Source organism: Tsukamurella sputi, from assembly GCF_007858445.1.
GTDB classification, from domain to species: Bacteria; Actinomycetota; Actinomycetes; order Mycobacteriales; family Mycobacteriaceae; genus Tsukamurella; species Tsukamurella sputi.
Genome location: NZ_VIGV01000006.1, coordinates 96665 through 121625 on the forward strand (window position 1 = coordinate 96665; position 24961 = coordinate 121625).

General features: G+C 71.7%; 24 protein-coding genes and 1 pseudogene. 18 read left to right on the forward strand and 7 right to left on the reverse strand.

Annotation, left to right across the window (positions count from 1 at the left end; genetic code table 11):
* The first annotated feature begins 101 nt into the window (after positions 1-101).
* The 7 genes from FK268_RS17755 to FK268_RS17785 all read left to right on the forward strand — a co-directional run bounded on the left by FK268_RS17755 (position 102) and on the right by FK268_RS17785 (position 7182).
* Entirely contained in the window at positions 102-812 is a 711-nt protein-coding gene (locus tag FK268_RS17755; RefSeq protein WP_146436478.1) for a hypothetical protein, read from the forward strand.
* Positions 813-892: 80 nt separating this feature from the next.
* Positions 893-1645: a hypothetical protein gene (locus FK268_RS17760; protein ID WP_146436480.1), complete on the forward strand. Its 753-nt coding sequence runs from the start codon at positions 893-895 to the stop codon at positions 1643-1645.
* Between the two features lie 5 nt (positions 1646-1650).
* The gene (locus FK268_RS17765; protein ID WP_368732151.1) at positions 1651-2991 is read left to right on the forward strand and encodes an O-antigen ligase family protein; all 1341 of its coding nucleotides are present in this window, start codon (positions 1651-1653) and stop codon (positions 2989-2991) included.
* A gap of 10 nt (positions 2992-3001) precedes the next feature.
* The gene (locus FK268_RS17770) at positions 3002-3457 is read left to right on the forward strand and encodes a hypothetical protein (protein ID WP_146436483.1); all 456 of its coding nucleotides are present in this window, start codon (positions 3002-3004) and stop codon (positions 3455-3457) included.
* A gap of 56 nt (positions 3458-3513) precedes the next feature.
* Positions 3514-4236, forward strand: a complete 723-nt coding sequence (locus FK268_RS17775) for a hypothetical protein (RefSeq protein WP_146436484.1) — start codon at positions 3514-3516, stop codon at positions 4234-4236.
* A gap of 10 nt (positions 4237-4246) precedes the next feature.
* Entirely contained in the window at positions 4247-6076 is a 1830-nt protein-coding gene (locus FK268_RS17780; RefSeq protein WP_146436486.1) for a cytochrome c oxidase assembly protein, read from the forward strand.
* Positions 6077-6156: 80 nt separating this feature from the next.
* Positions 6157-7182, forward strand: coding sequence for a TPM domain-containing protein (locus FK268_RS17785; RefSeq protein ID WP_146436488.1), 1026 nt, complete (start codon positions 6157-6159; stop codon positions 7180-7182).
* Here the strand turns inward: FK268_RS17785 and FK268_RS17790 are convergent.
* The 4 genes from FK268_RS17790 to FK268_RS17805 all read right to left on the reverse strand — a co-directional run bounded on the left by FK268_RS17790 (position 7179) and on the right by FK268_RS17805 (position 11753).
* Entirely contained in the window at positions 7179-9416 is a 2238-nt protein-coding gene (locus FK268_RS17790) for a heavy metal translocating P-type ATPase (protein WP_146436490.1), read from the reverse strand. The two genes, FK268_RS17785 and FK268_RS17790, sit on opposite strands and share 4 nt — an antisense overlap.
* 237 nt (positions 9417-9653) lie before the next feature.
* Entirely contained in the window at positions 9654-10733 is a 1080-nt protein-coding gene (locus tag FK268_RS17795; protein ID WP_146436492.1) for an alpha/beta hydrolase, read from the reverse strand.
* A gap of 22 nt (positions 10734-10755) precedes the next feature.
* Positions 10756-11361: an FMN-binding negative transcriptional regulator gene (locus FK268_RS17800; protein WP_146436494.1), complete on the reverse strand. Its 606-nt coding sequence runs from the start codon at positions 11359-11361 to the stop codon at positions 10756-10758.
* A complete protein-coding gene (locus FK268_RS17805; protein WP_146436496.1) occupies positions 11361-11753 on the reverse strand; it encodes a DUF5313 domain-containing protein in 393 nt (130 codons plus the stop codon). The genes FK268_RS17800 and FK268_RS17805 overlap by 1 nt, the downstream gene beginning before the upstream one ends.
* 36 nt (positions 11754-11789) lie before the next feature.
* Here FK268_RS17805 and FK268_RS17810 point away from each other — a divergent pair, with 36 nt between their 5' ends.
* From FK268_RS17810 to FK268_RS17825, 4 genes are read left to right on the forward strand one after another with little or no spacing between them, the layout of a single operon-like run.
* Complete coding sequence (locus FK268_RS17810; RefSeq protein ID WP_158636142.1) at positions 11790-12422, forward strand: TetR/AcrR family transcriptional regulator; 633 nt, start codon at positions 11790-11792, stop codon at positions 12420-12422.
* On the forward strand, positions 12419-12916 hold the full coding sequence (locus FK268_RS17815; protein ID WP_146436500.1) for a GNAT family N-acetyltransferase: 498 nt from the start codon (positions 12419-12421) through the stop codon (positions 12914-12916). Before FK268_RS17810 ends, FK268_RS17815 begins: the two co-directional genes overlap by 4 nt.
* The gene (bluB, locus tag FK268_RS17820; RefSeq protein ID WP_146436502.1) at positions 12916-13557 is read left to right on the forward strand and encodes a 5,6-dimethylbenzimidazole synthase; all 642 of its coding nucleotides are present in this window, start codon (positions 12916-12918) and stop codon (positions 13555-13557) included. Before FK268_RS17815 ends, bluB begins: the two co-directional genes overlap by 1 nt.
* 39 nt (positions 13558-13596) lie before the next feature.
* The gene (locus FK268_RS17825) at positions 13597-14952 is read left to right on the forward strand and encodes a L,D-transpeptidase (RefSeq protein ID WP_146436591.1); all 1356 of its coding nucleotides are present in this window, start codon (positions 13597-13599) and stop codon (positions 14950-14952) included.
* 52 nt (positions 14953-15004) lie between these two features.
* Here FK268_RS17825 and FK268_RS17830 read toward each other — a convergent pair whose 3' ends face one another.
* The gene (locus tag FK268_RS17830; RefSeq protein ID WP_146436504.1) at positions 15005-16219 is read right to left on the reverse strand and encodes an MFS transporter; all 1215 of its coding nucleotides are present in this window, start codon (positions 16217-16219) and stop codon (positions 15005-15007) included.
* A gap of 104 nt (positions 16220-16323) precedes the next feature.
* On the opposite strand from FK268_RS17830, the pseudogene FK268_RS25280 reads away from it, so the two are divergent.
* Positions 16324-16497: pseudogene (locus tag FK268_RS25280) on the forward strand (ArsR/SmtB family transcription factor); the annotation flags it as partial.
* Positions 16498-16507: 10 nt separating this feature from the next.
* On the opposite strand, the gene FK268_RS25065 reads toward FK268_RS25280, so the two are convergent.
* Together FK268_RS25065 and FK268_RS17845 are read right to left on the reverse strand one after the other, a co-directional pair.
* On the reverse strand, positions 16508-17248 hold the full coding sequence (locus tag FK268_RS25065; protein WP_146436507.1) for a DUF998 domain-containing protein: 741 nt from the start codon (positions 17246-17248) through the stop codon (positions 16508-16510).
* A 9-nt stretch (positions 17249-17257) separates the two neighbouring features.
* Positions 17258-18142, reverse strand: coding sequence for a cytochrome c oxidase assembly protein (locus tag FK268_RS17845; RefSeq protein WP_146436593.1), 885 nt, complete (start codon positions 18140-18142; stop codon positions 17258-17260).
* Between the two features lie 59 nt (positions 18143-18201).
* Here FK268_RS17845 and FK268_RS17850 point away from each other — a divergent pair, with 59 nt between their 5' ends.
* The 6 genes from FK268_RS17850 (at position 18202) to FK268_RS17875 (ending at position 24960) form a co-directional block, all read left to right on the forward strand.
* Complete coding sequence (locus FK268_RS17850) at positions 18202-18906, forward strand: response regulator transcription factor (RefSeq protein ID WP_146436509.1); 705 nt, start codon at positions 18202-18204, stop codon at positions 18904-18906.
* The gene (locus tag FK268_RS17855; RefSeq protein ID WP_231707132.1) at positions 18903-19829 is read left to right on the forward strand and encodes a sensor histidine kinase; all 927 of its coding nucleotides are present in this window, start codon (positions 18903-18905) and stop codon (positions 19827-19829) included. Before FK268_RS17850 ends, FK268_RS17855 begins: the two co-directional genes overlap by 4 nt.
* 88 nt (positions 19830-19917) lie before the next feature.
* Complete coding sequence (locus FK268_RS17860; RefSeq protein ID WP_146436511.1) at positions 19918-22068, forward strand: solute carrier family 23 protein; 2151 nt, start codon at positions 19918-19920, stop codon at positions 22066-22068.
* A gap of 144 nt (positions 22069-22212) precedes the next feature.
* Positions 22213-22863, forward strand: a complete 651-nt coding sequence (locus FK268_RS17865) for a phosphatase PAP2 family protein (protein ID WP_146436513.1) — start codon at positions 22213-22215, stop codon at positions 22861-22863.
* On the forward strand, positions 22835-23524 hold the full coding sequence (locus FK268_RS17870; RefSeq protein WP_146436515.1) for a winged helix-turn-helix domain-containing protein: 690 nt from the start codon (positions 22835-22837) through the stop codon (positions 23522-23524). The genes FK268_RS17865 and FK268_RS17870 overlap by 29 nt, the downstream gene beginning before the upstream one ends.
* Positions 23521-24960, forward strand: a complete 1440-nt coding sequence (locus tag FK268_RS17875; RefSeq protein ID WP_146436517.1) for a sensor histidine kinase — start codon at positions 23521-23523, stop codon at positions 24958-24960. Before FK268_RS17870 ends, FK268_RS17875 begins: the two co-directional genes overlap by 4 nt.
* Position 24961 lies beyond the last annotated feature (1 nt).

Sequence of the window (24961 nt, forward strand, 5' to 3'; positions counted from 1 at the left end):
ACGAGCGCCGGAGAGGGGTCAAGCGACGCGGGTTGGGCGCAGCCGCCGGCCGCGCTAGAGTCGGTTGCGATCGCGAAGACCGACAGAGGTGCTGAGGAAACGTGTGGACTGATCTGGCGCGGTGGCTCCGCGGATTGCGCGCCGGACTGGTGGCCACCGGAATCGTGCTGGTCGCGGCCGTCGCGGGCGGGTGCGTCGGATACACCACGACGCACCCGTACTACGCGACCCAGGGCGCGGTCGTCGTCCTGCCTCCGGGGGCGGGGAACCCGGACGCCGGGCAGAACCCCTTCGCGAACCTGTACAACTCGACCCAGTTCGCCGCCGTCGTCGCCACCAACATCACGTCGGAGTCGACCCGCGACCGCGTCGCCGCCGCGTCCGGGGCCCGCCGCGACTACATCATCGAGACCGTGGCGCGCGAGGTGCGGGCGAACTTCGCGCAGAACGCGGCGCAGATCGAGTACACCATCAACGCTCCCGACCCGGATTCCGCGAAGCGCGGCGCCGAGGCCCTGACCGAGGCCACGCGCGAGGCGGTGCGAACCATCCAGCTCGACAGTGGAGTGCCCGCGTCCAGGCTCGCCCAACTGCAGGTCACCGTGCCCGCGCCGCCGGCGCACGAGGTCACCGGGGGCAGGGTGATCGCCGCGATGACCGATGCCGGCATCGCCGCCGTGATCGCCGCCGCTGCGATGGTCTCCTGGCGACTGTTCCGACGGGCCCGCGCAGACCGAGCGCGGTCGTCCGCCGCACGCCGCTCGCCCCCGCCCATGGTGAACCGCGAGGTCGCGGGAGCGCGGTCGGACTGAGTACCGGCCGGACCCGGCTATCATTGCGATCGCATCGAGCAGTGGTCTACGCCCTGGAAGGGCGGCGGAGAGGAGATCGGATGGACATCGCGGGCATGGTCCGCGCGGTCTTCCTACGCCGCGTCGTGGTCGCCGTTGTGATCATCGCCGCACTCGTCGGCGGTGCCGCGGGGTGGAAGTCGGTGACCGTCGAATACGAATCGGTGGGCGCGGTCGTCGCGATCCCGCCGGGCGCCGGTAACCCGAACCCCGCGCTCAACCCGTTCACCAACCTGTCGAACACTGCTCAGCTCGCACACGTGTTGGCGACGGTCGCGTTGAGCGAGGACGCGCGCCGCGTCGTCGTGGCGAAGGGCGGCTCCCCGGACTACGTCGTCTCGACGGTGGCCGGTGAGGGCTCGTCCGCCCTGCTGTCGCCGCAGGTGCTGTTCGCTGTCCGGGCGCCGGACCAATGGGTCGCGCGGGAGGCGGCAGTCGCGTTGATCGACTTCTTACGCGCCCGTCTGCAGTCGATGCAGCGGGAAGCGGGTGCGCTCGAGGGCACCCTCGCCGACCTGCGCGTCACCGTCGAGCCGCGCGCAGGCACCCTGAGCGGTGCCGATCCGAAGCGGGCGGCCGTCGGATACGCGATGGGCGGCGTGCTGCTGACGTTGTTCGTCTTCGTGCTGATCGCCGGGCTGCGGAGCGCGGTCGCGGGCGCCGCGAGCCGCGATCCCGGGCCGGACGGGGAAGAGCCGGGCGGTGACGGCCCGGACGGGGATGAGCCGGGCGGTGACGCGGCACCGTCGGGTGGGACGGCGGAGATCCGGCGTCCGGACCGGGTCCGGCTGTGAACAGGATGCGCGACGCGCTCCCGACGGTGGACCCCGTCGAGGTCGGCTCGACGGTGACGCGGCGGATCGCGACGACGATCGGTCCGCCGGGAGCGGTGTTCGTGGCGGTCTGCGGCTTCGCGCTGCTGTCGATGCGACAGTCGATCCTCGTGCCCGCGACCTACGGGCTGACGCTGGCGCAGACGCTGTTCGCGGTCGGCGCGGTGGTCTGGGGCATGGCGGCGTTCACCGGCTACGCGCCGATGGTGCGCGACCGGACCGTCATCGCCGCGGTGCTCGCCTACGCCTTCGCCTCGTTCGTCTCCTACGGCGGGGCGATGGCGCGCGGGGTTCCCAGCGGCATCACCGTCGACGCGATGGACCGCTACGTCCTGGTCGATCTGCTCCTCGTCGGGATGGTGCTGCTGATCCTGGCGGTGGTGCGTTCGGAGCACGCGCTGCGCATCGTGCTCGCCGGGCTCGTCCTGGGGGGAACGGTCAGCGCCCTGTTCGGCCTGCTCTACGCCGCGACGGGCCTCGATCTCGCGCCGAACTTCCGGATCCCGGTGATCACCAAGGCGAGCGACTTCGTCCTCATCAAGAACTTCACGCGCGCCGGTCTCAACCGCCCGCAGGGCAGTGCGGGGCACGCGCTGGAACTGTGCGCGGTGCTCACGGTACTGATCCCGCTGGGTGTGGCACTGATCCTCAGCGCCCGTAAGCGCGGTGTGAAGACCTGGCCCTGGTCGCTGTGCACCGCGATCCTCGTCGCGGCGGACCTGGCCTCGCTGTCACGGTCGGCCATCGTCGGCGGCGCGGCGGCGGTCGCCGTCATGTGCTGGCGCTGGCCCGTTCGCCGCCTGCTGGTGATCGTCACCGGCGCGGTGACACTCTTCCTCGTCGGCACCGTCTTCCAGATCAAGATCATTCTCGCGCTGATCAAGACCTTCGCCGGATCGGGCAACGACTCGTCGCTGCAGTCGCGGGCCGTCGGCCAGGCCTTCGTCGCCGAGAACGTCTGGAAACGCCTCTGGTTCGGCCAGGGCGTGGGCGCGTACCCGACCCTCAAACAGCCCGTGCTCGACAACCAGTACCTCTCCCGGCTCATGGAAGCGGGCGTCTTCGGGCTGGTCACGTTCATCGCCGCCCTGGCACTCGCCCTCTATCTCGCGGTCCGGGCGTCGGCGCGGGCCACCGGCGTCACGGCGGAGCTGGCCAGCGGCATCAGCGGGTCCATCGCCGCGCTGATCGTGATCTGCCTGATCCTCGACACTTCCGGCTTCCTGCAGATCTGGTACCTGACCTGGATTCTCGCCGCTCTCGCGGGCGCCGTGTACCGACTTTCCGGTGCGGAACCACCCGGGTAGGATCGCGGGCGTGAACCACGCGCACGCCGACGCCGCCGGAACGTCCCGGACCATCCGCATCTGGGGGTGGGTCGGCGCCGCCGTCGCGCTCGCCACGTCGCTGGTGCACCTGCCGATGCTCGGCGACAACAGCTGGGTGGTCTCGCTGATCGTCGCGGCGATGCTGATCGGTTGCGCGCACTGCTCGGTGTGCCTGTTCCGCAACCCGACGGTGAGCGCCTGGGTGCGGACCGCCGCGATGGGCGCGATCATGATCGCGCTGCACCCGGTGCTGATGTCGGCGATGGACTCCGGCATGGCGGGTATGGACCACTCCATGCCCGGGATGGACATGGGTTCGATGGGCCATTCGATGAGCTCGATGCAGCCCTGGATGACCCTCATGATCGTCTTCGCCGCGGCGGAGATCGTGGTGGCCGTCGCGGCGCTCGGCACGATCGCGCTGCGCAAGCGGGCCGTGCGGTGACCACCGTCACCGTCGTCGCCCGTAACGAACGGCTCGAGACCGGAGATAGGTGAAGGATGAACGCGAAGACTGACCTCAAGCGAGCGGGCCTGCGTCGTGCCGCCACCCTCACCGCCGCGACCTCGCTGGTCGTCGGCCTGACCGGTGGTGTCGCCGTCGCCGACCCCGATACCACCACCAAGCCCACCGCATCGTCGGCGGAGCTGCTGCTGAACTCGAGCGATTTCCCGGGCGGCTACATCGTCGTGCCGTCGCCGCAGCAGCGGCTGGCGAACGAGCTCGGCGCCGACCCGCTGACCCTCGCGAGCTCGGCGAAGGTCACCCCGCCGGAGTGCAAGAACATCCTCGCCGCCGCCAAGGGCGGCCAGGGCGAGGGCGACACCGTCGCCGGCGTGCACGATCAGGACCGCAAGAGCCTGAGCGAGACGCTGGTCGCCAAGGACGTCGACGTGGACACCGTCAAGGTCGGCCTGCTCAAGATGTGCTCGGACGTGACCATCGAGACCAACGATCCGCGGGGCGGCACCATCAAGGTGCGCGCCATCACCAAGGAGGTCTCGTCGGACAAGCAGAAGGCCACCTTCGAGATCGCCCTCGACGGCACGCGCGCCAAGGGTGACGATTCCTTCCCGATCCACCAGAAGGTGCTCGTGGGCGTGGCCTCGCTGCGCGGCTACACCGTCGCGGTGCAGGGCACCAAGCTCGGCGGCGATCCGGACCGCGGCGAGTTCAACGGCTTCCTCGACAAGGCCGTGAAGAAGATCAAGGACGCGAAGTAGCTTGACCACGGTGGCGCAGGAGTCCGACGCCGCTGCGACCGAAGGATCTCCGGGCGCCCCCCGCGTGGGCGGCATCGCAGCGCTGTTCGTCGGCTCCGCCGCCGCCCTCGCCGTGGTGATCTGGCTCATCGCCAGTGAGGGCGAGCTGCGCTACCTCGTCAACGGCAACGCCTACCCCGGTGCGCTCACCGCCTACGGCGCCGCCGCCGGACGCCTCGTCGGCACCGTCGCCGCGGCCCTGACCTTCGGCGCGGTGGGCTACGCCGTCTTCCGCACCAGGGCGCTCGATACGGGCGAACTCGGCCTGCGCGGTTACCTCTCGCAGATCCAGGCCCGACGGTACGCCGCCGCCTGGGCGATCGTCTCCGTCCCGATGGTCTTCCTCGCGGCCGCGGAGAGCGCCGCCCAGGACCTCGTCACCACCTACCGGGTCGGCGGCCTCACCACCCTGATCTCGGCGTCGGACACCGCGAAGGGCTGGATCGTCTCACTGATCTGCGCGGTGCTCGTCTACGCGGGCCTGCGCACCGCGCTGTCCTGGGTCGCGCACCTGTGGATCCTGCTGCCCGCGGTGGTGGGCCTCCTCGCCACGGTCGTGACCGCCAACGAGGCCCAGAACTGGGATCACGACTACACCACGGCCGCGCTGACCACGCTCGCCGTCGTCGCCGCGCTGTGGCTCGGCGGCCTGTGGTCGGCCGTGCGGCTGCCGGCGCGGACCGAACGGCGATGGGTCGGCCCCTTGTACGCCGCGCTGGTGCTCGCCAACGGCGCCGTCATCGCCGTGGTCATGGCGCCCGGCTCCGACCTCTGGGTCACCTGGTACGGCCTGCTGCTTGTCGCCACCGGCGTCCTGCTGGCCGCGGCGGGAGCGGCGCACTGGCTGCGGGCGCTCCCCGCGGCCGCGGCGCTGCTGACGGCGGCGTTCGGCACCGCGATCGCGGCGTCCGAGCTGACGCCGCCGCCCTTCCTCCGCAGCAGGCCCACGGTGGGCGAGAACTTCCTCGGCTACAACCTGCCGGACCCGCCGAGCGCGATGGCCTTCCTCGGCAACTGGCGTCCCGACCTGAACCTGGCGCCCTTCGCCATCGCTCTCGCCGTCGGCTACCTGGTCCTGGTTCGCCGCACCCGGAACTGGCCCTGGTACCGCACGGTGCTGTTCGTCCTGGGCTGTGCCGCCCTGCTCACCCTGACCAGTTCCGGGCTGCGCACCTACTCCAACGCGATGTTCAGCGTGCACATGGTGGTGCACATGCTGATGACCTCGATCGTCCCCGTGCTCCTGCTGCTGGGCGCGCCCGTCACGCTGATGCGTCAGACGCTCACCGGGGCGCCCGCGCGGTGGTTGTCGATGATGCTCCAGTCGCGGTCCTTCGCGGTGCTCATGCGCCCTGCGGTGCAGCTCGCGCTGTTCGCTGCCGTGCTCTACGGCCTGTACTTCACGCCGCTGTTCGACGCCATCGGCCGGTACCACTGGGGCCATCTGGCCATCTACTCGGCGCTGCTGTTCACCGGTTTCCTATTCTACTGGCGCGTCTTCCAGATCGATCCCGTGCCCGGTGAGCTGCCGTTCATCGGCCGCATCGGCATGCTGCTCGCGATGATGCCGATCACGATGGTCTTCGCGCTCATCGTCATGACGATGGACGGTCTCGTCGGCTCGCGCCTGTACCTGTATCTCGACTTCCCGTGGATGACCGACCTGCACCGCGACCAGTTCGTGGGCGGTGTCGTCGCCTGGGCCACGGACGAGGCCGCGATCGCGCTCGTCACCCTCGGCCTCGTCCTGCACTGGGCCTGGCGCAACCGCGACGAGGACTCCGAGCCCGAACTTCTCTGAGACTCGCGGTTCCCGGCGCGCTACGGCGCGGTCTGTCGATAGTGTAGCGCTGCGTCGCGATCGTTAACTACGATCCGATCATGAAACGGATCTTCGCCATCCTGGTGGCAGCGGTGCTCGCGCTGCTGGCCGGCACGGGCGTGGCGACAGCGGACCCGGCCGGCGTCGTCGACCGGGCCGGGTTGTTCGGCGATCGGGCCGCCGACGTCGAGGTGGCGCTGGACGACTTCCAGTCGCGCACGGGGATGGTCGGCACGGTCGTCACCGCGAACGGCATCGGCGGCCAGGACATCCGGGCGTTCGCCACCACTGCGGGCGCGGTGCTCGGCCGGGACCGGGGCGAGGCCGTCGTGATCGGCGTGGACCTGCAGACCAGGAAGGTCGGCGTCTACACCACCCCGGCGGCGATGGCGCGGATCCCCGACGCCGAGATCACCCGCCTCATCGGTACCGTCATCACGCCGCCCTTCCGCGGGGGTGACTACGCGAACGGGGTCGTCGCCGGTCTGCGGGGCCTGGCCGACGTCGCAACCGGAGGAGCCGCGACGACGACTGCGCCCACGACGGTGCAGGGGGACGGGATTCCCGACACGGACGGGCTGGTGCCGGGCGGTTCGACGATCACCGTCGAACCCGGGTACGGCACCAACCGCGGGACGTACACCGTGACAGGCCCGGGCTGGCCGAACACCGAGAAGTCCGACGACGGACCGCCGGGGATCTTCATCGCGTTCATCGTTCTCATTGCCGTCGGCGGGGTGGTCTCGATGGTCGTCTCCGGCTCCCGGGACCGCGACGCCGACACCCCCGAGCTGCGCTCGCAGCTGGCCGATCTCGTCGCCGCCGAACCCGGCTACGCCACGTGGTCGAACCGCCGCCGGTTCGCGCATGCCCAGCGGCACACCGGGGTGCGACGCGGGACCTGGAACAGCATCTACCCGGATTGGCGGGTCAGCGAGTCGGACGCCCGGTCGGGCTCCTCGTCCTCGGGCGGATTCTTCGGCGGGGGCGGCTCGAGTTCGAGCTTCTCCTCGGACAGCGGATCCGGCTCGTCGGGCTCCTCGGGAGGCTTCTCGGGCGGCGGCGGGTCGTCGGGAAGCTTCTAACGTGCGCCGAACGCGCGCAGGCGCAGGCTGTTCCACACCACGAAGAACGAGCTGAAGGCCATGGCCGCGGCGCCGATCAGCGGGTTCAGCAGCCCGGCGACGGCGACGGGGATTGCGGCCACGTTGTAGCCGAACGCCCACACCAGGTTCGTCTTGATGGTCTTCAGGGTCGCCCGCGCGAGTCCCAGGGCGTCGGGGACGGCGGAGAGTTCTTCGCGCATGAGGACCACGTCGGCGGCGCTCTGCGCCACGTCGGTGCCGGTGCCCATCGCGAGGCCCAGGTCCGCCGCGGCGAGCGCGGGGCCGTCGTTCACGCCGTCGCCCACCATCGCGACCTTCCGGCCCGCGGCCTGCAGCTCCCGAACCGCCGCGACCTTGCCGTCGGGCAGCACGTCGGCGCGCACGTCGTCGATGCCGACGAGCGCCGCGACCTTGGCCGCCGCGGCGGCGTTGTCGCCGGTGAGCAGCACCGTCCGGATCCCGGCCTCGTGCAGCCGCGCAACGGCGGCGGCGGCGTCGGCCTTGATCGTGTCGGCCACCTCGAGGACGGCGGCGACGGCACCGTCGACCTCCACCACGGCGACGGTGCGGCCCGACTCGGCGGCAGCCTCGACCGCCCCCACGAGCACGCCCGGCGCGACGAAGCGCGGCGATCCGACGCGCACCGCGGCGCCCTCGACGACGCCCGTGGCGCCCAGGCCCGGCACGGCCCGGAAGTCCTCCACCGAGGGCAGCTCGCTCCCGGCGCGCGCGACGACGGCCCGCGCGACGGCGTGCTCGGAGGCGGCCTCGACCGCGCCGGCGAGCCGCAGTACGGCGTCCTCGGTGAAGCCCGGTGCGACGCTCACGCCGGCCACCGAGAGCACGCCGGTGGTCACGGTGCCGGTCTTGTCGAAGACGACGGTGTCGATGGTCTCGGTGGCCTCGAGCGCCTGATGCCCGCGGACGTAGACGCCCAGTTGCGCCCCGCGGCCCGACGCGACCATGAAGGCGACGGGAGTCGCGAGGCCCAGCGCGCACGGGCAGGCGATCACGAGCACGGCGATCGCGGACTTCACCGCGCTGTCGATGCCGCTGCCGAACAGCCAGCCCGCGAAGGTGAGCGCGGCGATGGCGAAGACGCACGGCACGAAGACGGCGGAGACCCGGTCGGCGAGGCGCTGCATCCGCGCCTTGCTCGCCTGTGCGTCCTCGACGAGCCGGAGCATCGCGGCGAAGGTGGTGTCCTCGCCGACGGCGGTCGCGCGCACCGTCAGGCGGCCGTCCTGGCAGACGGTGCCGCCGACGACACGGTCGCCGGGGCCGGCGGGCACGGGACGGGACTCGCCGGTCATCGCCGAGTTGTCGACGAAGGCGGTGCCGGACTCGACGACGCCGTCGGTGGCGATCGTCTCACCGGGGCGCACGACGAAGAGCTGCTCCTCGCGCAGCTCGCCGACGGGGATGCGGAGCTCGGAACCGTCGCGGACCAGGACCGACACCTCGCGCGCGCCGCGCGTGGCGAGCTCCCGCAGCGCCGACGCGGCCTTCGCCCGCGCCGACGCCTCGAAGTAGCGGCCCGCGAGCACGAAGACGGTGACGCCCATCGCGACCTCGAGGTAGATCGGGTCGGACTGGATGATCGCGTTCCAGAAGCCGTGCGGATCGGGGCGCTGCCGGCCGGGCGTGAGCACCGTGACCACCGACCATGCGGTGGCGGCGATGATGCCGACCGAGACCAGGGTGTCCATCGTCGCGGCGCCGTGCCGCGCACCCAGGAAGGCCCGCTTGTGCAGCGGCCAGGCGCCCCAGGTCACGACGGGCAGACTCAGCGCGAGCAGTACCCACTGCCAGCCGGTGAACCGCGTCGACGGGATGGTCGCGAGCACGATCGAGAGGTCCGCGGCGGGCACGAACAGCACCAGGGAGACGATCAGCCGGCGCAGCACGTCGCGCCGCTCGCGCTCCTCGGCGAGGATCGCGCGACGCGGGTTCGGTGACTTGGGTGCGGCGGTGTACCCCGCGGCCTCGACGGTGCCGGTCAGCTGCTCGACGGTGACCGTCGGCGCGTGCTCGACAGTGGCCGTCCGCGTCGCGAGGTTGACCACGGCGCGCACCCCGTCGAGCTTGTTGAGCTTGCGCTCGACCCGCCCGACGCACGCGGCGCAGGTCATGCCACCGACGTCGAGGAAGGTGCGTTGAGCCTGCTCCGGCTGCGTGGCGGCCGGAGCGGGGGCCTGGTCGAGATCCGTCACCCCTCCAGTATCCACCTCGCCCGACCGGGGCTGAAAACGTGAAAGGCCTTGATACCGGCTCCCGGAATGGGGGGAGGAGGGGGAGCCGGTATCAAGGCTCAATCACGCAGCCACCGACGTGGGGGGAGACGTCATATGGCGGCCGCAAGACCTACGATACGGGGTATACGCGTACGGGTGCCACCTTTCGTGACATGCGTGTTCGTGCGCGAAGGCAACTTCCAACGATTGTTGTCGCTAACGTTGCGCGAGCGCAGCGCGAAGGACGTCGAGCGCGGCGTCCACGTCGACCCGCGCGTCGGCGCTCACTCCCACGGTGTTCAGGAAGCCGTGGAGCGCGCCAGGGGCCAGCTGCGTGGTGGCGTCGACGCCCGCGTCGCGCAGCCGCTGCGCGTAGGCCGCGCCCTCGTCGCGCAGCGGGTCGAAGCCCGCGACCACGACGTGCGTGCGCCCGATGCCTTCGAGGCCGTCGGCGTGCAGCAGGTCGAACTTCGGGTCGGTGTCCTGCCCGGGCTCCGGCGTGTAGAGCTCCCGGAAGAAGTCGATGTCGGCCTTCGTGAGGAAGTAGCCGCTGGCGAAGGTGTCGCGGCTGCGGTTCTCCGGATCGGCACCGGTCACGGGGTAGAAGAGGAGCGAGAACGCCGGCTGCGGGCCGCCGGCCAGCGCCAGCTCGCGCGCGGCGACACCCGCGAGGTTGCCGCCCGCGCTGTCGCCCGACACCGCCACCCGGGACGGATCGGCGCCCAGCTGATCGGCGTGCGCGATGGCCCACGCGGTCGCGGCGACGGCGTCGTCGGCGGCCGCGGGGAAGATCGCCTCGGGGGCCAGCCGGTAGTCGACGGCGAGCACCCGCACGCGCGCCCGGTCCGCGATGTACCGGCACGGCGCGTCGTGCGAGTCGAGATCGCCGAGGACGAAGCCGCCGCCGTGGAAGAAGACGACGAGCGGGGAGCCCGCGTCGAGCCCGGCCGGCGTGTAGAGGCGCGCCGGGAGGGGGCCGGCCGCACCGTCGACCATGAGGCCCCGCGCGCCGACCGACGGGGCCGTGCCCGCGCCGACCGCCCGGCTCAGCTGCAGCATCGAGGCGCGGGAGAAGGCGATATCGCGGGCGCCGGAGAGGCCGTCGACGCCCTGCAGGCTCAGCAGCCGCAGAATGATCTGCGAGTCGAGGTCCAGCTCGTTGCCCTCGACGGTCTGCGGCGTGCCGAGCCGCTGCTTGACCGGCAGGGGGAGGCTGAAGAGCAGCTTCGCAGCGCCCGCGACGAGCGGGGTGGGGATCTGCAGGGCCAGCTTCTGGAGGACTTCGGTGAGCGCCATGTCACTGATAGTAGGACGCGGGTCACATATCAGCGCGGGTGCGTCGCATCTCCTCGGCCGCCGCGGGCGCCACCCCGTCCAGGGCGGATTGGACGCCGTCGATGTCGCGCGCGGCGCGGCCGCGACTCCACTTCTGCTTCGCCGTCACCTCGCGCACGGCGATCTGCACCCCCACGATCGCCTTGAGCTGCTGCTCGATGTACCCGGCGGGCGCGTCGTCGACCGACCAGGGAGCCGGTCTGGAGGCCTCGTGGCGCCGGGTCAGTCGTTCGACGATCCCGCGGGTCGCGGCCGGGTCGTCGAGGATTCGGGCCGTTCCCCGGATGTGGACCTCACTGTAGTTCCAGGTGGGGACGGCGCGGCCGTGCTCGTCCTTCGACGGGTACCAGCTCGGCGAGACGTAGGCGTCCGGACCGGTCACGACGAGCAGGACGTCGGCGCCGTCGAGCGCGCGCCAGTGGCGGTTCGCCCGTGCCAGGTGGGCGATGACGAGGTCGCCGTCCCACAGCACCGGCAGGGTCGTCGCGTCGAGTCCGCCGGCCGCGGAGAAGAGAGTGCCGATGCTGGCCGCGGCCACGATGTCGCGGGCCCGCGCCTCGCCCGCCCGGTCCGGTGCCGCGACGTACATCAGTGGTCCCGCGGGCCGTACTTGGCGAGGTAGTCCGCGTGCAGGTCGGCCTCGCGCTCGCGGGCGATCACGTCGACGAGGTCGGGGTCCAGGCCGTGGTGCCGCAGCCGGGCGCGCCGGTAGATCTTGTTCAGCGCGATCGCGAAGTAGACGAAGGGGATGAAGATCGGCAGCGTCATCGTCGCCTTGTTCAGCACCGAGGTCGGGAAGAACCAGAACGGGATCAGGATGATGAAGCAGGGGATGGCGAACCGGACCACGGTGCGCCACGCCGCGCGGGGGCCGGCGAGGTCGTTCGCCACCCACTCGTGCATCGACGGCGGCAGCACCTTGCGCCCGTAGGCGTAGGGGATGAACTGCCACGGCGTGGGCTTGCTCCGGTCCTCACTCATGCCTCCATGATCCCACTGCGCATAGAATCGGACGTTGTGAGTCCCGGCAGAAACGATCAGACCGCGCAGAGCATCCTGTCTGCAGCGGTGTCGAGCATCGGCAGCGTCGGCATTTCGCGGACCACGATGGAGAACGTCGCCAACCTCGCGGGCATCGGCGTGGCCACCGTCTACCGTCGGTTCAACCGCAAGGACAACCTCGTCCAGCAGGCCATCCGCTACGAGGCCGAGCAGCTGCTCAAGACGGTGGAACAGCAGGTCCAGGGGCTGAGCACGGTCGAGGAGGCGCTGACCGAGGGCTTCGTCGCTTTCCTGCGAGAGGCGCATCGTCGGCCGCTGATCCGCGGCATCGGCGACGGCAACGTGGTCGTGGGCCTGCCGATGATCGCGCAGGGCGGCGGCATGGTGATCGAGATCGGCCGGGAGTTCGCGGCGAACATCATCGCGGGCTTCCAGGCCGGCGGCACGCTGCCGGAATTCGATCCCAAGCCGATCGCGGAGATCTTCGCGCGCGTCGGGCATTCGGTGCTGCTCGCCCCGGACGGCCTGATCAGCTTCGACGATCCGTACACCGCGGGCCGCGTGGTCCGCGAGTGCCTCATGCCCGCGATCGCGGCGCAGGCCGCCGCCGCGAGCGGCGGCGCGAGCGAGCAGGGCGGCGCGCAGTGATCCGGCCCGCTGTACCTGCCGACGTGCCGGAGATCCTGGCGATGATCGCCGAGCTCGCCGCGTACGAGAAGGAACCCGAGTCCGCCGTCGCGACCGTCGAGCAGCTGGAGGCCGCGCTGTTCGGTCCCGCGCCCGCGGTCTTCGCGCGGATCGCCGTGGAGCAGGGGCCCGACGGTGCCGAGAGCGTCGTCGGGATGGCGATCTACTTCCGCACCTTCTCCACCTGGACCGGCACCCACGGCATCTGGCTGGAGGATCTGTACGTCCGGCCCGGCGTCCGCGGCGGCGGCCACGGTAAGAACCTGCTGGCGGCGCTGGCGCAGGAGTGCCGGGACAACGGCTACGAGCGACTCGAGTGGACGGTGCTCGACTGGAACGCGCCCGCGATCGGCTTCTACCGCTCGATCGGCGCGGTGCCGATGGACGAGTGGACCACCCAGCGGCTCACCGGCGATGCGCTGCAGTCCCTCGCAGCGCAGGCCGGCGGCGCCTGATGGACGTCTTCGAGGCGATCCTGCGCCGCCGCGACGTCCGCAACGAGTTCTCCGGCGAGCGGATCGACGAGGAGCGCCTGGTGCGGATCCTCGAGGCCGCGCACCGCGCGCCGAGCGTCGGCAACACCCAGCCGTGGGACTTCGTGGTGGTCCAGGATCCGGCCACACTCGCGCGGTTCGCCGGGCACGTCGGCGAGTGCCGGGAGGACTTCGCGCGGTCGCTGCCCGAGGATCGGAAAGACACCTTCAATCCGATCGTGATCGAGGGCATCGAGTCGTCGCGGACCGGTGTCGTCGTCACCTACGACCCGACGCGCGGCGGGACCCACATCCTGGGCCGTCACACCATCGACGAGACGGGCCACCTGTCGGTGGCGCTCGCCATCCAGAACCTGTGGCTGGCCGCGACGGCGGAGGGCGTCGGGGTCGGCTGGGTGTCCTTCTACCGGGAGCCCTTCCTGCGCGAGCTGGTCGGCGTGCCCGAGCACGTGCACGTCGTGGCGTGGCTGTGCGTCGGCCCCGTGACGGCCCTGCAGACGGTGCCCGACCTGGAGCGATTCGGGTGGCGCGAGCGCCGCCCGTTGGCCGAGGCGATGCATCGGGAGCGCTTCGCCGACGGGGATGTCGGCACTCATCGTTAGACTCGCATGTAATCAGCGAGGGGACGATCTGCAGTGAGCATGTTCAACGAGCGCGTCGGCCGGCGCGCGGTCCTGGCCGGTGCCGCCGCGGCGGTGCCCCTGGTGGCGGCCGGCTGCACGATCGGCGATCTGACCGGTGGCGGCACGAGCGCGGGGCCCTCCACGCCGCCGAAGGATCCCGCGGAGGTCACCGTCGCGCCGGCCGACGGTGCGCAGGCCGTCAGTCCGATCACCCCGGTCACGGTGTCGATCGCCAAGGCCGTCCTGGGCTCGGTCACCCTGACCGACGCGAACGGCACCGCGGTCGAGGGCACGCTGTCGACGGACATGCTGAGTTGGAAGGCGTCGAAGCCGCTGGCCTACAACGCGCAGTACACACTGGTCGCGAAGTACGAGACGCTGGGCCAGCAGCGCGAGAAGCGCACCACCTTCTCCACCGTCGCGGTCGACGAGACGAACAAGACGGCGCCCTACTTCGAGAACACGGGCGGCATGTCGCTGACCGACGGCGCGGTCTACGGAGTCGGGCAGGTCGCTGTCGTCCACTTCGACGAGGCGATCAAGGACCGCGCGATGGCGCAGAAGCTGCTCAAGGTCACCACCACCCCGTCGGTGCCGGGCGCGTGGATGTGGACCACCGACAAGACGGTGGCGTGGCGGCCCAAGGACTACTACCCGTCGGGTACCAAGGTCTCCATCGAGGTCAACGCCTTCGGCAAGGAGGTCAGCCCCGGCCTGTGGGGTGAGAAGGACATCGCGATCTCGTTCTCGATCGGCGAATCGCACGTCTCCATCGCCGATGACAACACCAAGCAGGTGCAGGTCTTCGTGAACGGCCAGATGGTGCGCTCGATGCCCACGTCGATGGGGCAGGGCGGTGAGCAGGTGATCAACGGCAAGTCCTTCCACTTCTGGACGCAGCGCGGCGTGTACACGGTGCTCGACAAGGCGAATCCGGTGATCATGGACTCCTCCACGTACGGCCTGCCGATCAACTCGCGCCTCGGCTACAAGCAGTCCATCGGCTGGGCCACCCGCATCAGCAACGACGGCATCTACCTGCACGCCCTCGACAACATCGGCGCGCAGGGCGTGCGGAACGAGTCGCACGGCTGCCTCAATCTGAGCCCCGCGAACGCGCAGTGGTTCTTCGGGCTCTCGCAGCCGGGTGACGTGGTGGAGGTGCGCAACACCGGCGGCCCCGCGCTCGAGCAGTGGCAGAACGGCGACTGGTCCGTGCCCTGGGCGACCTGGATCGCAGGGAGCGCCATCCCGGTCGACGGCAACGGGACACCCCTGACGACCTCCGCCGCCCCCACGACCTCGGCCGCCCCCACGACGACGCCTGCGGTCCCGCCGACGGGTGCGCCCGCCTCCGGTACCCCGGGAGGCTGATCCCGCGGCGGTACCGGGGCGTACCGGCGGCGTCGGCCGCCCTCGGCTCGACCTACGCGACGGCGGACCGTCGGCCCCGCATGCCGATCGCGGCGGCGGCGAGGCAGGCGGCGGCCACGGCGAACGCGAACCAGGGAAAGATCGTCGCGGTGCTGTACTGCGTGGCGAGGTAGCCCGCGATCACCGTGGGCACGCCCATCGCGAGGTAACCCAGCAGGTAGTAGGCGCTCATCACCTGGCCGCGGGCGTGGGCGGGCGCGACGGACGCGAGGTGCCGCAGCGAGCCGCCGAAGGCCAGCCCGAAGGTGGCGCCGAGCAGGATCGTGTCGGCGACGATGAGCCAGGTGTGGCCGTACTCGACCGCGACCACGGCCAGCGCGAGCGAGGCGGCGAGCCCGATGTCGCCGACGATCGCCATCGGCCGGGCGGGATAGCGCCCGCCGAAGTACTGCGAGACCGCCGAGGCGATCGCCATGACGGCGACGAGGCCGCCGGTGAAGATCACCGAGTGGTGGCCCGTGACGTGCTGCACGAGCGCGGGGTAGAGGCTGAGGAAGACGCCCAGCACCGACCAGGCGGTGATGATGCCGATGCCGGAGAACCAGAAGTCGGACGTGATCTCGCCGGGCACGCTCGGGCGGCTGAGCCGGACGCGCTCGCCCGTGCGGCCGACATGGGGCTCGATCAGCGCGATCACGCCGAGCAGGATCGCGAGCACCACGACACCCATGGTGATGAACGGCGTGCGCAGCGGGTGCGGCGCGTACTGGGCGACGGCCGCGGCGCCGAGCGCGGTGGCGGCGATCCCGACGTTGAGGAAGACGCCCGACAGCATGCCGTTGCGGGCCCCGTCGGTGGGCCGTACGTCGAGCAGGGCGGCGCCCGCGACCACGGTGATCGAGCCGATCGCCGCGCCGTGCAGGAAGCGGGCCAGGATCAGCTGCCATTCCGCGCCCGCGAACAGGAACAGCACCAGCCCGACGAGGATCGTCACGACGGCGGCGAGCAGTACCGGCTTGCGGCCGACGGCGTCGGAGATCGGCCCGACGGTCAGTGCCGCGCCGAGTGCCCCGATCGCGTAGACCGCGAAGACGACCGTGGTCGACAGCGCCGACATGTGCCACTGCTGCTGGTAGAGCGGGTACAGGGGCGACGGCAGCCCGGAGACGCCGAGCGCCAGGGCGAGCAGGGTGAGCAGGAGGGCGAAGGACCAGCGCTGCGGGTGGACATGGGTCGACGGTGTCGCGACCTGCTGCGCCAGGCTCATCTTCGCCTCCGGGTGTACGGTGGTGGTTCGACGATCGTCGAACCACTGGCCACGGTACACCCGGTTCGACGAAGATCAAACCGTTGTCTCAGGGAACGAGAAACATGACCGACGCCATCGCCACCGTCCCGCTGCACACCGTGCTGAGCGCGCTGGCCGATCCCGTGCGCCTGGAGATGGTGCGTCGCCTCCATCGCGAGCAGCGCCCGCTGGCGTGCGCCGAGCTGTACGACGGGGTCACCAAGGCCACGGCCAGCCACCACTTCAAGGTGCTGCGCGAGGCGGGGCTCACCCGCCGTGATGATCTGGGTTCCACGGCCCGGCAGCTGCTGTTGGTGGACGAGGTGAATGCGGCGTATCCCGGCCTCCTGGATTCGGTGCTGGGGGCCGCTGAGCGCGAGGCGACATCGCGATCCACGCCAGCCACAGCGTGAGCGTGACGACCTGCGTCCGCTGCGCCAGGCCGAGGTAGAGCGCCGGCTCCAGCATCGCGGCCAGCGTCCACGCGGTCGACAGTAGGAACAGCACGCCCAGCCCGAGCGCGAGCCGCGCGCCGTCGAACCCCGTGCCGCCGGCGCACGACCGGCGCCACAGCGCCCAGGCGAGCACCGCGACGACCCCGCCGAAGCCCGCGATCCCGGACGAGACCGCATGTCCGACGTGGGTCCAGGGCACCTCTCCGGCGAGCTCGCGGGCGGCGCAGGCCGCGTCGGTGGTGGGTGTGCAGGACAGGGGGAGGAGAGCATCGCCCACGGTCGCGGCCCCGAGCAGTGCCAGTCCGGCCAGGCCAATCACGGCGAGGCGGGACGTGGGCCGGCCGGCGCGGTGGGCGAGGGCCGCGGCGAGCACGAAGGTGGTTCCGGCGAGGACGTCGGTGGTGCGGAAGAACCTGGCGTGGGGTTGGCCGACGGCGCCGATCTCGCTGAGGTAGGACGTGAGCGGACTCAACTGCGAGCCCAGCAGCGGCGCGATCAGCCACGCGGAGTAGAGCACCGTCCCGGCGAGCAGGATGAGTCGGGCGCGGCGCATGGCCCCACGCTACCGAGAGCGGAGTTCGCGCAGGTACGCGTTGTAGGCCTCGCGTTCGTCCTCTTCCCGACGGTCCGCGCCCGCCCGCGCCGCGTCGCGCCGCTCGGACCGGCGCCAGCGCAGCGCGAACAGGCAGGTGGTGATCATGGCGATGGGCTCGCCGTACGACCAGGCGAGTGCGCCGGCGATGGATTGATCGCGCAGCGGGTCGATCCCCCACGAGGCCGGCGGTGCGGCGAAGAGCGCGACCATCGGCGTGGTCGCCATCATGAGGATCACGCCGATGAAGACGTGCAGGGGCATTTCGATGAAGATGTCGAAGAAGCGCATGAGCCAGGAGTCGCGGCCGGGGAGCGGCCCGATCGACAGGATCGGGATGATGAACAGCAGTCCCGCGCCGAGGAAGAAGACCTGGAGGGCGGTGTGGCCGAGCCAGGTCCCGCCGATCGCGTCGACGACGCCGCCGAGGTAGACGCCGTAGTAGCTCGCCAGGAACAGCGGAATGGTGAAGCCGGAGTGCAGCACGATCCGCGGTCCGCGGCTGCGCAGGAGGCCGAGTGCCGCCGCCAGCACGATGCGACCGAGTCCGCGGTGCGGCGTGGCCCGGAGCAGGAGTACGCCGGGCGCCCCGCCGACGAGCAGCGGCGGCACCAGGATCGACAGTGTGAGCTGCTGGAACATGAACGCGCTGAACAAGTGCCAGGAGTAGGCCTCGATGCGCAGCCCGGTGACCGCGGCCAGCACCAGGCAGCCGAGGAGGAAGCTCACGACGCGGGCGGCGGGCCACCGCCGGCCCCGGCGGCGCACCGTGCGCACCCCCGACAGGTACAGCGCGGCCGCGATCGCCGCCGTCAACGGGAGTACGGGCAGCGCCGGCGGATCCCAGGCGAGCATGCCCAGGATCGACGGTGCGTCGACCGGCGGATCAGGAACAATCACATGCGCATATTACTATGTATGGAATGAACACTCACAAGGTCCTGGTGATCGAAGATGAACCCGCCCTCGCGCGGCTCATGCAGGAGTACCTCTCCCGCGACGGTTTCGACGTGACCACGGCCGCGGACGGGGAACGCGGACTCGCGCTCGCGCGGGAGCTGGATCCGGCGGTGATCCTGCTCGACATCGGGCTGCCGCGCATCGACGGGCTCGAGGTGTGCCGCGCCGTCCGCTCCTTCAGCGACGCCTACGTCATCATGCTCACCGCGCGGGGCGATGAGCTCGACAAGATCGTCGGCCTGTCCGTCGGCGCCGACGACTACCTGGTCAAGCCCTTCAGCCCGCGTGAGGTGGTGGCGCGGGTCCGGGCCATGCTGCGCCGTCCGCGCACCCTGCCCGACGGTGCCGGCGCCCCCGCGGCCCGCCGGTTCGGCGCGCTCACCGTCGACCCGCTGGCCCGTGAGGTGACGGTGGGGGAGCGGGTCGTGGAGCTCACGGCCACCGAGTTCGACGTGCTCTCTACCCTCGCCCGCAGTCCCCACGTCGCCTTCTCCCGCGGGCAGCTCATCGAGGCGATCTGGGGCGCCGGCTGGGTCGGCGACGAGCGGCTCGTCGACGTGCACGTGGGGCGGGTGCGCCGCAAGCTCGGCGACGACGCGGCGGATCCGCGGTACGTGCGCACGGTGCGGGGTGTGGGCTACCGGATGGGGCCGGGGTGAGGCGCGCCCGCGGCCCGGGCGTGCTGCTCATGGCCGTGGCGCTGGGCACGCTCGCGGTCACGGCCTTCGTCGACTTCGTGATCTGGCCGCTGGTGCTCACGCGGGAATCGGCCGAGCGGGTGAACGTGCTGGCGGCGCTGCTCGGCTTCGTCGGCGCGCTGGTGGTCTCCGTCGCGGTGAGCGGCGTGCTCGCCCGCCGGCTCGATCGCTCGGTGGCGGCCAGGCTCGAGTACAGCGACCGCGAGCGCCGCAGGCTCCTCACCGATCTCGCGCACGAGATCCGCACGCCGGTCAGCGTTCTCGACGGCTACCTGGAGGCCATCCAGGACGGGGTGGTGGAACCGGACGCGGCGACGCTCACCGTGCTGCGGGCGCAGACGACGCGGCTCGCTCGGCTGACCGACGACGTGCAGTCCGTCTCTCACGCCGAGGAGGGCGCGCTCGACCTGCGGCCCGTCTCCGTCGACGTGGCCGAGCTCCTCGACACCGCCGCGGCGGCGGCCGGTCGCGCCTACGCCGAGCGGAACGTGGAGCTGCGCGTCCGCGTCGCCGCCGCGGCACGCAGGAGCATCCGCGCCGATCGGCACCGCCTCGACCAGGTGCTGGCGAACCTGCTGTCGAACGCGCTGCGGCACAGCGAGCCCGGCGGTGTCGTCGAGCTCGAGGCGGCCCCCGCCCCGCATCGACGCGTCCTGATCCGCGTGGTGGATCACGGCGACGGCATCGCCGCGCACCACCTGGAATCGATCTTCGAACGCTTCTACCGCACCGACATCGCGCGCGATCGCGATCACGGGGGCAGCGGGGTCGGCCTGACGATCAGCCGGGCCATCGTCGCCGCCCACGACGGTCACATGTGGGTGGAGTCCGACGGGCCGGGCCGCGGCGCCGTCTTCTCCTTCACGCTGCCCGCACCCTGGTAGCCGGGACCCCGACGTGCCCGGGGCGTCTTCACGGAACCTTCACGACGCCGCGGCGGAGCGTCCACACGCCACCACCACAGTGGTGCCCATGCAGGAGAAACTCAGAGACATAGCGCGTTTCGACGGTCCCTCGTCGATCGTCGTCTTCCTCGTCGCGCTGCCACTGTCCCTCGGGATCGCGCTGGCCTCGGGCGCGCCGCTCATGGCCGGCCTCATCGCGGGTGTGGTCGGCGGCATCGTCGGCGGCCTCCTGGGCGGCTCGCCGCTGCTCGTCAGCGGCCCGGCCGCGGGCCTCACGGTGGTGGTCGCCGAGCTCATCGCGACCTTCGGCTGGAAGGTCACCACCGCGATCACCGTCGCCGCCGGACTGGTGCAGATCGGGCTCGGTCTCAGCCGCATCGCCCGTGCGGCGCTCGCCATCTCGCCGGTCGTGGTGCACGCCATGCTCGCCGGCATCGGCGTGACGATCGTGATCCAGCAGGTCCACGTACTGCTCGGCGGTTCCTCGCGCAGCTCGGTGCTGCAGAACCTCGCGGAGCTGCCCACCCGGATCGGCGCCCTGCACTGGCCGGACCTCGCCGTCGGGCTCGTGGTGATCGTCGTGATGGTCGCGTGGCCGAAGCTGCCCGCGGCCTGGCGACGCGTCCCCGGTGCGCTCGTCGCCGTCGCCGCGGCCACGATCCTGTCCCTCGTCGTCCCGATGAACGTCGAGCGGATCCGCCTGAACGGCTCCATCATCGACGCGATCGGCCTGCCCGCGATGCCCACCGGCAACTGGGGCGCCGTGGCGCTCGGCGTGCTCACCGTCGCGCTGATCGCCAGCGTCGAGTCCCTGCTCTCCGCCGTTGCCACCGACCGCATGCACGACGGCCCGAAGACGAACCTCGATCGCGAGCTCGTCGGCCAGGGCGCGGCCAACACCGTCTCCGGCCTGCTCGGCGGCCTGCCCGTCACCGGCGTCATCGTGCGCAGTGCGACCAATGTCGCCGCGGGTGCCCGCACCCGGTATTCGGCGGTGCTGCACGGCGTCTGGCTCCTCCTGTTCTCCGTGGCGCTCTCCGGCGTGGTCGAGAAGATCCCGACGTCCGCCCTCGCCGGCCTGCTCATCGTGATCGGCGTCCAGCTGGTGAAGATCTCGCACATCCGCTCCGCCCGGCGCACGGGCGATCTGCTGGTCTACGCCGTCACGATCGGCGGCGTGCTGTTCCTGAACCTGCTCGGGGGCGTGCTCGCCGGACTGGTCGTCGCACTGGTCCTCGTGCTGTGGCGCGTCGCGCGGGCGCACATCGAGGCCGTGGTCGACGGTGCCGGGCGCTGGCACGTCACCGTCGACGGGACCCTGTCCTTCTTCTCCCTGCCGCGCCTGACGCGGGTGCTCGCCACGGTCCCGCCCGGCCAGGACGTCGCGGTCGAGCTGACCGTCGACTTCCTCGACAACGCCGCGGCGGAGGAGATCCAGGAGTGGGCGCGCCGCTACCGCGCCGCGGGCGGCACCGTCACCGTCGACGATCTGGGCGGCGCGGCGCTGGACGCCGCGGCGACCCGGACGCCCCGTCGGATCACGGAACGCCCGGCCGAGCGCGGCCTGCTGCCGTGGCGCGCGCACGCCCGGGGCGGTCTCGCGGACGGGATCGCCCGTTACCACCGCCGGCACGCGCCGCTCCTCAGCGACGACTTCGACCAGCTCAGCGGCGGGCAGCGACCCGAGGCCCTGTTCCTCACCTGCGCCGATTCGCGGGTCGTGCCGAACGTCATCACCGGCAGCGGGCCGGGGGACCTGTTCACCGTCCGCAACGTGGGCAATCTCGTGCCACGCGCGGGAACGGATCCGTCGCTCGAGGCGTCCCTGGCCTTCGCCGTCGAGGAGCTCGGGGTGCGACAGATCATCGTCTGCGGGCACTCGGCGTGCGGCGCGATGGGCGTCGCGCTCGACGCCCCGGAGGTGCCCCCGACGATCGAGCGCTGGATCGAGCACGCGGCGCCGTCGACCGACGCCTACCGCACCGGTCACCCCGTGCGCCGGGCCGCAGCGGACCTCGGCTTCGGTGACGCGGATCAGCTCTCCCTGGTCAACGTCGCGGTCCAGGTGGCGGCGGTGGCCGCGCATCCGCTGGTGCGGGAGGCGGTCGCCGCGGGCCGGATCGAGGTGATCGGGCTGTTCTTCGACATCGCGTCCGGCCGGGTGCTGCGCGTGACGGACTCGGCGGTCGTGGAGGCGGACACCCTCACCCACGCCTGACGACACGCCGGCGCGGCGTCACGGACCTCACCCCGTGACGCCGCGCGTTCTGCACGCCGGCGAGCGTTTTTCGCGACACGGTTGTGACATTCGTGGGGCGAAACGGAGGCAGGCTGACGACGATGGGGGACAATGCTCGGCGTCATGTTCTCTTCCACTCGCCCCTGGACCGCCGCGACGGTGGCCGTCGTCACCGGGCTCGCTTTCGCTGTGCTGTACCTGGCGGTGGTCGCCACGCCGTGGGGCCAATCCGCCGACCACGAGCTCATGCGGATGATCTCCGCGGCCTTCGGGGTGGAGAATCCCGTCGAGGGGGCTCTGGGCAGGTACCAGCTCCCGCTGCTCGCGGTGGGCGGCCTGGTCGTCGCCGCGGTGGTCGCCAGCCGGCGGTCGAAGGCGGTCGCCGTCTCCGCCGCGCTCGTGCTCGGCTCGACCACGGCGAGCGCCTTCGTGCTCAAGGCCCTCCTGGACCGTCCCTCGTTCGGCGTCGGTCCGGAGCTCAACTCCTTCCCGTCCAACACCGTCGCGGTCGTGGCCGCACTGGCCGTGATCCTGGTCGGCTCCGCCGCACAGCCCTACCGGGGCCTCGCGGTCCTCGTCGCGGGCTCCGCGGGCACCGTCGTCTCCGTCCTGGTCGTGGCCCAGCAGTGGCACCGCCCGGGCGATGTCCTGGGAGCATGGCTGATGGCGGCGTGCCTCGCCGCGGTGGTCCGGCTCGGCCAGGCGGCCTGGGCATGGACGTCGGACGTGGAAGGGAGCCTTTCCGGTGGTCAGCCTGCTGCTCATCGAGGATGATCCGGCGATCGTCGATGCCCTGGCGTTGTCCCTCGGCCGGCTCGGGCACACCGTCGATCACCTCGCGGCCGCCCCGGAGGACCTCGAGGACCGGGTCGCCGCCGCCGATGCGGTGATCCTGGACGTGGGGCTCCCGGGGGATGACGGTTTCGCCGTCTGTCGCCGCATCCGCCGGTCGAGCTCGGTCCCGATCCTCATGCTCACCGCGCGCTCCGACGACATCGACACCGTCGCCGGGCTCGAGGCCGGGGCGGACGATTACGTGGTCAAGCCGGTCAGTCCTCGTGTGCTCGACGCGCGGATCAAGGCCGCGCTGCGCCGGACCTCCCCGGCGGAGAACGTTCCGCCGGAGACCGCGGCACCGTCGGCCGACGGTCCGCTCACGGTCGACCGGGCGGGCGCGGAGGTGCTGCGCGACGGTGCGCCCCTGCCGCTCACGCCCACGGAGAAGCGGCTGATGTACGCCTTCGCCGACCATCCCGGACAGGTGCTCAGTCGCGAGCAGTTGCTGTCGATGGCGTGGAACCAGGACTTCCTGGGCGATTCGCGGCTGGTGGACAATGCGATCCTGCGGCTGCGCCCCAAGATCGATCCGCCCGACGGGACCAGTCACATCGAGACGGTGCGCGGCTTCGGCTACCGGTTCCGGCCGGCGCCGTGACGGCGCGCGGCGCCCGGCGCCCCCTGCTCGCGGGCCTGCGCGCCAGGATCCTCGCCATCATCGTGGTGGTGACCTGCCTGACGGCGGGCGTCACCGGCGTCGCGGTCACGGTCGTGGTCCGGGACTGGGTCTACCAGGACGCGCAGGACGCCGTGCTCACCACCTTCCGGCACGACATGGAGAACTTCGAACGCAACCCGGGGCGGGCGCGGACCTGGCCGCGGGAGAACCCACCGGCGGAGGCGCCGCCGGGTGCGACCCCGCCGCCACCGTTCGTGGGATTGTCGAGCGATTACCTCGTCGAGGTCGACGGCGAGACGGAGCAGTGGGGGAACGGGATCCGGCCGCAGGACATCCCCCGGTCCATGCGCGAGGAATTGGTGGCGGTGCCCTCCGTCTACCGCTTCCAGCGGCTGTCGGACGGGCGGCTCCTCGTCGCGCACAGCATGAACCGGCCCGCGAACCTCGACGCCACCAGTGTCGTCGTGTACGGCGTGCAGCCGCTCGAGGACGTCGGCGCCCGGCTCAATCGGCTGACGGTGCTGCTGATCGTCGCGGTGGCCGGCAGCGCACTCCTGGGTGTTCTGGTCGCGCTGCTCGTCGCGCGGACCGTGATCCGCCCGCTCAGCCGGGTCCAGGCCGTTGCCGCCCGGGTCACCGACGGCGACGTCGAGGCCCGCCTGCCGGCGACGAACGTCGCCGAACTGCGCGACCTCACCGAGACCTTCAATTCGATGCTGGACCGGCAGACCGAGTCGATCGACGTCCTGCGAAGGCAGGACGCGCGCTCGCGTCGCTTCGTCGGCGACGTCTCGCACGAGCTCCGCAGCCCGCTCGCCGCGCTCGTTCCCGCGGCCGAGGTCCTCCGGGAGGAGGCCGCCGCCCTGGAGCCCGGCGCCGACCTGCGGCGTGCATCCGAGTTGGTCGCCTCCGAGGTGGACACGCTCGCCGGCCTGGTGGAGGACCTGCTGGAGATGACCCGGCTCGATGCGGGCGCCGCCGAGGTCCGGCGGGAGCCCTTCGAGCTGGCCGGGGCCCTGCGCGAGGCCCTGGACGCGCGCGGGTGGCCGTCCGTCGTGGTCGACGGTGCGCCGCTCACCGTCGATTCCGATCGCCGCCGGGTGGTCGCCGTGGTGACCAACCTCGTCGGCAATGCCGTGCGGCACGGCGCGCCGCCGGTCACCGTGACGGTCGATGGTGCGCCCGAGGGCGCCGTGGTCGAGGTGCGAGACCACGGGCCGGGGGTGCCGCCCGGCGATGAGGAACGGGTCTTCGGCAGGTTCGCGAAAGCGCAGGAGGCGCGTTCGCGCGGCGCCGGAGGGGGCGCGGGCCTCGGGCTCGCGATCGCCCGGGACAACGCGCGGCTGCTCGGCGGCGACGTCGACTACCGGCGCGACGGTGCGACCACCGTCTTCCGGCTGCGCCTCGCCCGGTAAA

Coding starts and splice junctions, on each gene's coding strand:
- FK268_RS17805 (WP_146436496.1), bottom strand. CDS start 11,753: ATGAGTGAGGACCGGAGCAAGCCCACGCCGTGGCAGTTCATCCCCTAC.
- FK268_RS17775 (WP_146436484.1), top strand. CDS start 3,514: ATGAACGCGAAGACTGACCTCAAGCGAGCGGGCCTGCGTCGTGCCGCC.
- FK268_RS17845 (WP_146436593.1), bottom strand. CDS start 18,142: ATGCTCGCCTGGGATCCGCCGGCGCTGCCCGTACTCCCGTTGACGGCG.
- FK268_RS25065 (WP_146436507.1), bottom strand. CDS start 17,248: ATGCGCCGCGCCCGACTCATCCTGCTCGCCGGGACGGTGCTCTACTCC.
- FK268_RS17865 (WP_146436513.1), top strand. CDS start 22,213: ATGTTCTCTTCCACTCGCCCCTGGACCGCCGCGACGGTGGCCGTCGTC.
- FK268_RS17825 (WP_146436591.1), top strand. CDS start 13,597: ATGTTCAACGAGCGCGTCGGCCGGCGCGCGGTCCTGGCCGGTGCCGCC.
- FK268_RS17795 (WP_146436492.1), bottom strand. CDS start 10,733: ATGGCGCTCACCGAAGTCCTCCAGAAGCTGGCCCTGCAGATCCCCACC.
- FK268_RS17800 (WP_146436494.1), bottom strand. CDS start 11,361: ATGTACGTCGCGGCACCGGACCGGGCGGGCGAGGCGCGGGCCCGCGAC.
- FK268_RS17765 (WP_368732151.1), top strand. CDS start 1,651: ATGCGCGACGCGCTCCCGACGGTGGACCCCGTCGAGGTCGGCTCGACG.
- FK268_RS17860 (WP_146436511.1), top strand. CDS start 19,918: ATGCAGGAGAAACTCAGAGACATAGCGCGTTTCGACGGTCCCTCGTCG.
- FK268_RS17785 (WP_146436488.1), top strand. CDS start 6,157: ATGAAACGGATCTTCGCCATCCTGGTGGCAGCGGTGCTCGCGCTGCTG.
- FK268_RS17830 (WP_146436504.1), bottom strand. CDS start 16,219: ATGAGCCTGGCGCAGCAGGTCGCGACACCGTCGACCCATGTCCACCCG.
- FK268_RS17850 (WP_146436509.1), top strand. CDS start 18,202: ATGTATGGAATGAACACTCACAAGGTCCTGGTGATCGAAGATGAACCC.
- bluB (WP_146436502.1), top strand. CDS start 12,916: ATGGACGTCTTCGAGGCGATCCTGCGCCGCCGCGACGTCCGCAACGAG.
- FK268_RS17760 (WP_146436480.1), top strand. CDS start 893: ATGGACATCGCGGGCATGGTCCGCGCGGTCTTCCTACGCCGCGTCGTG.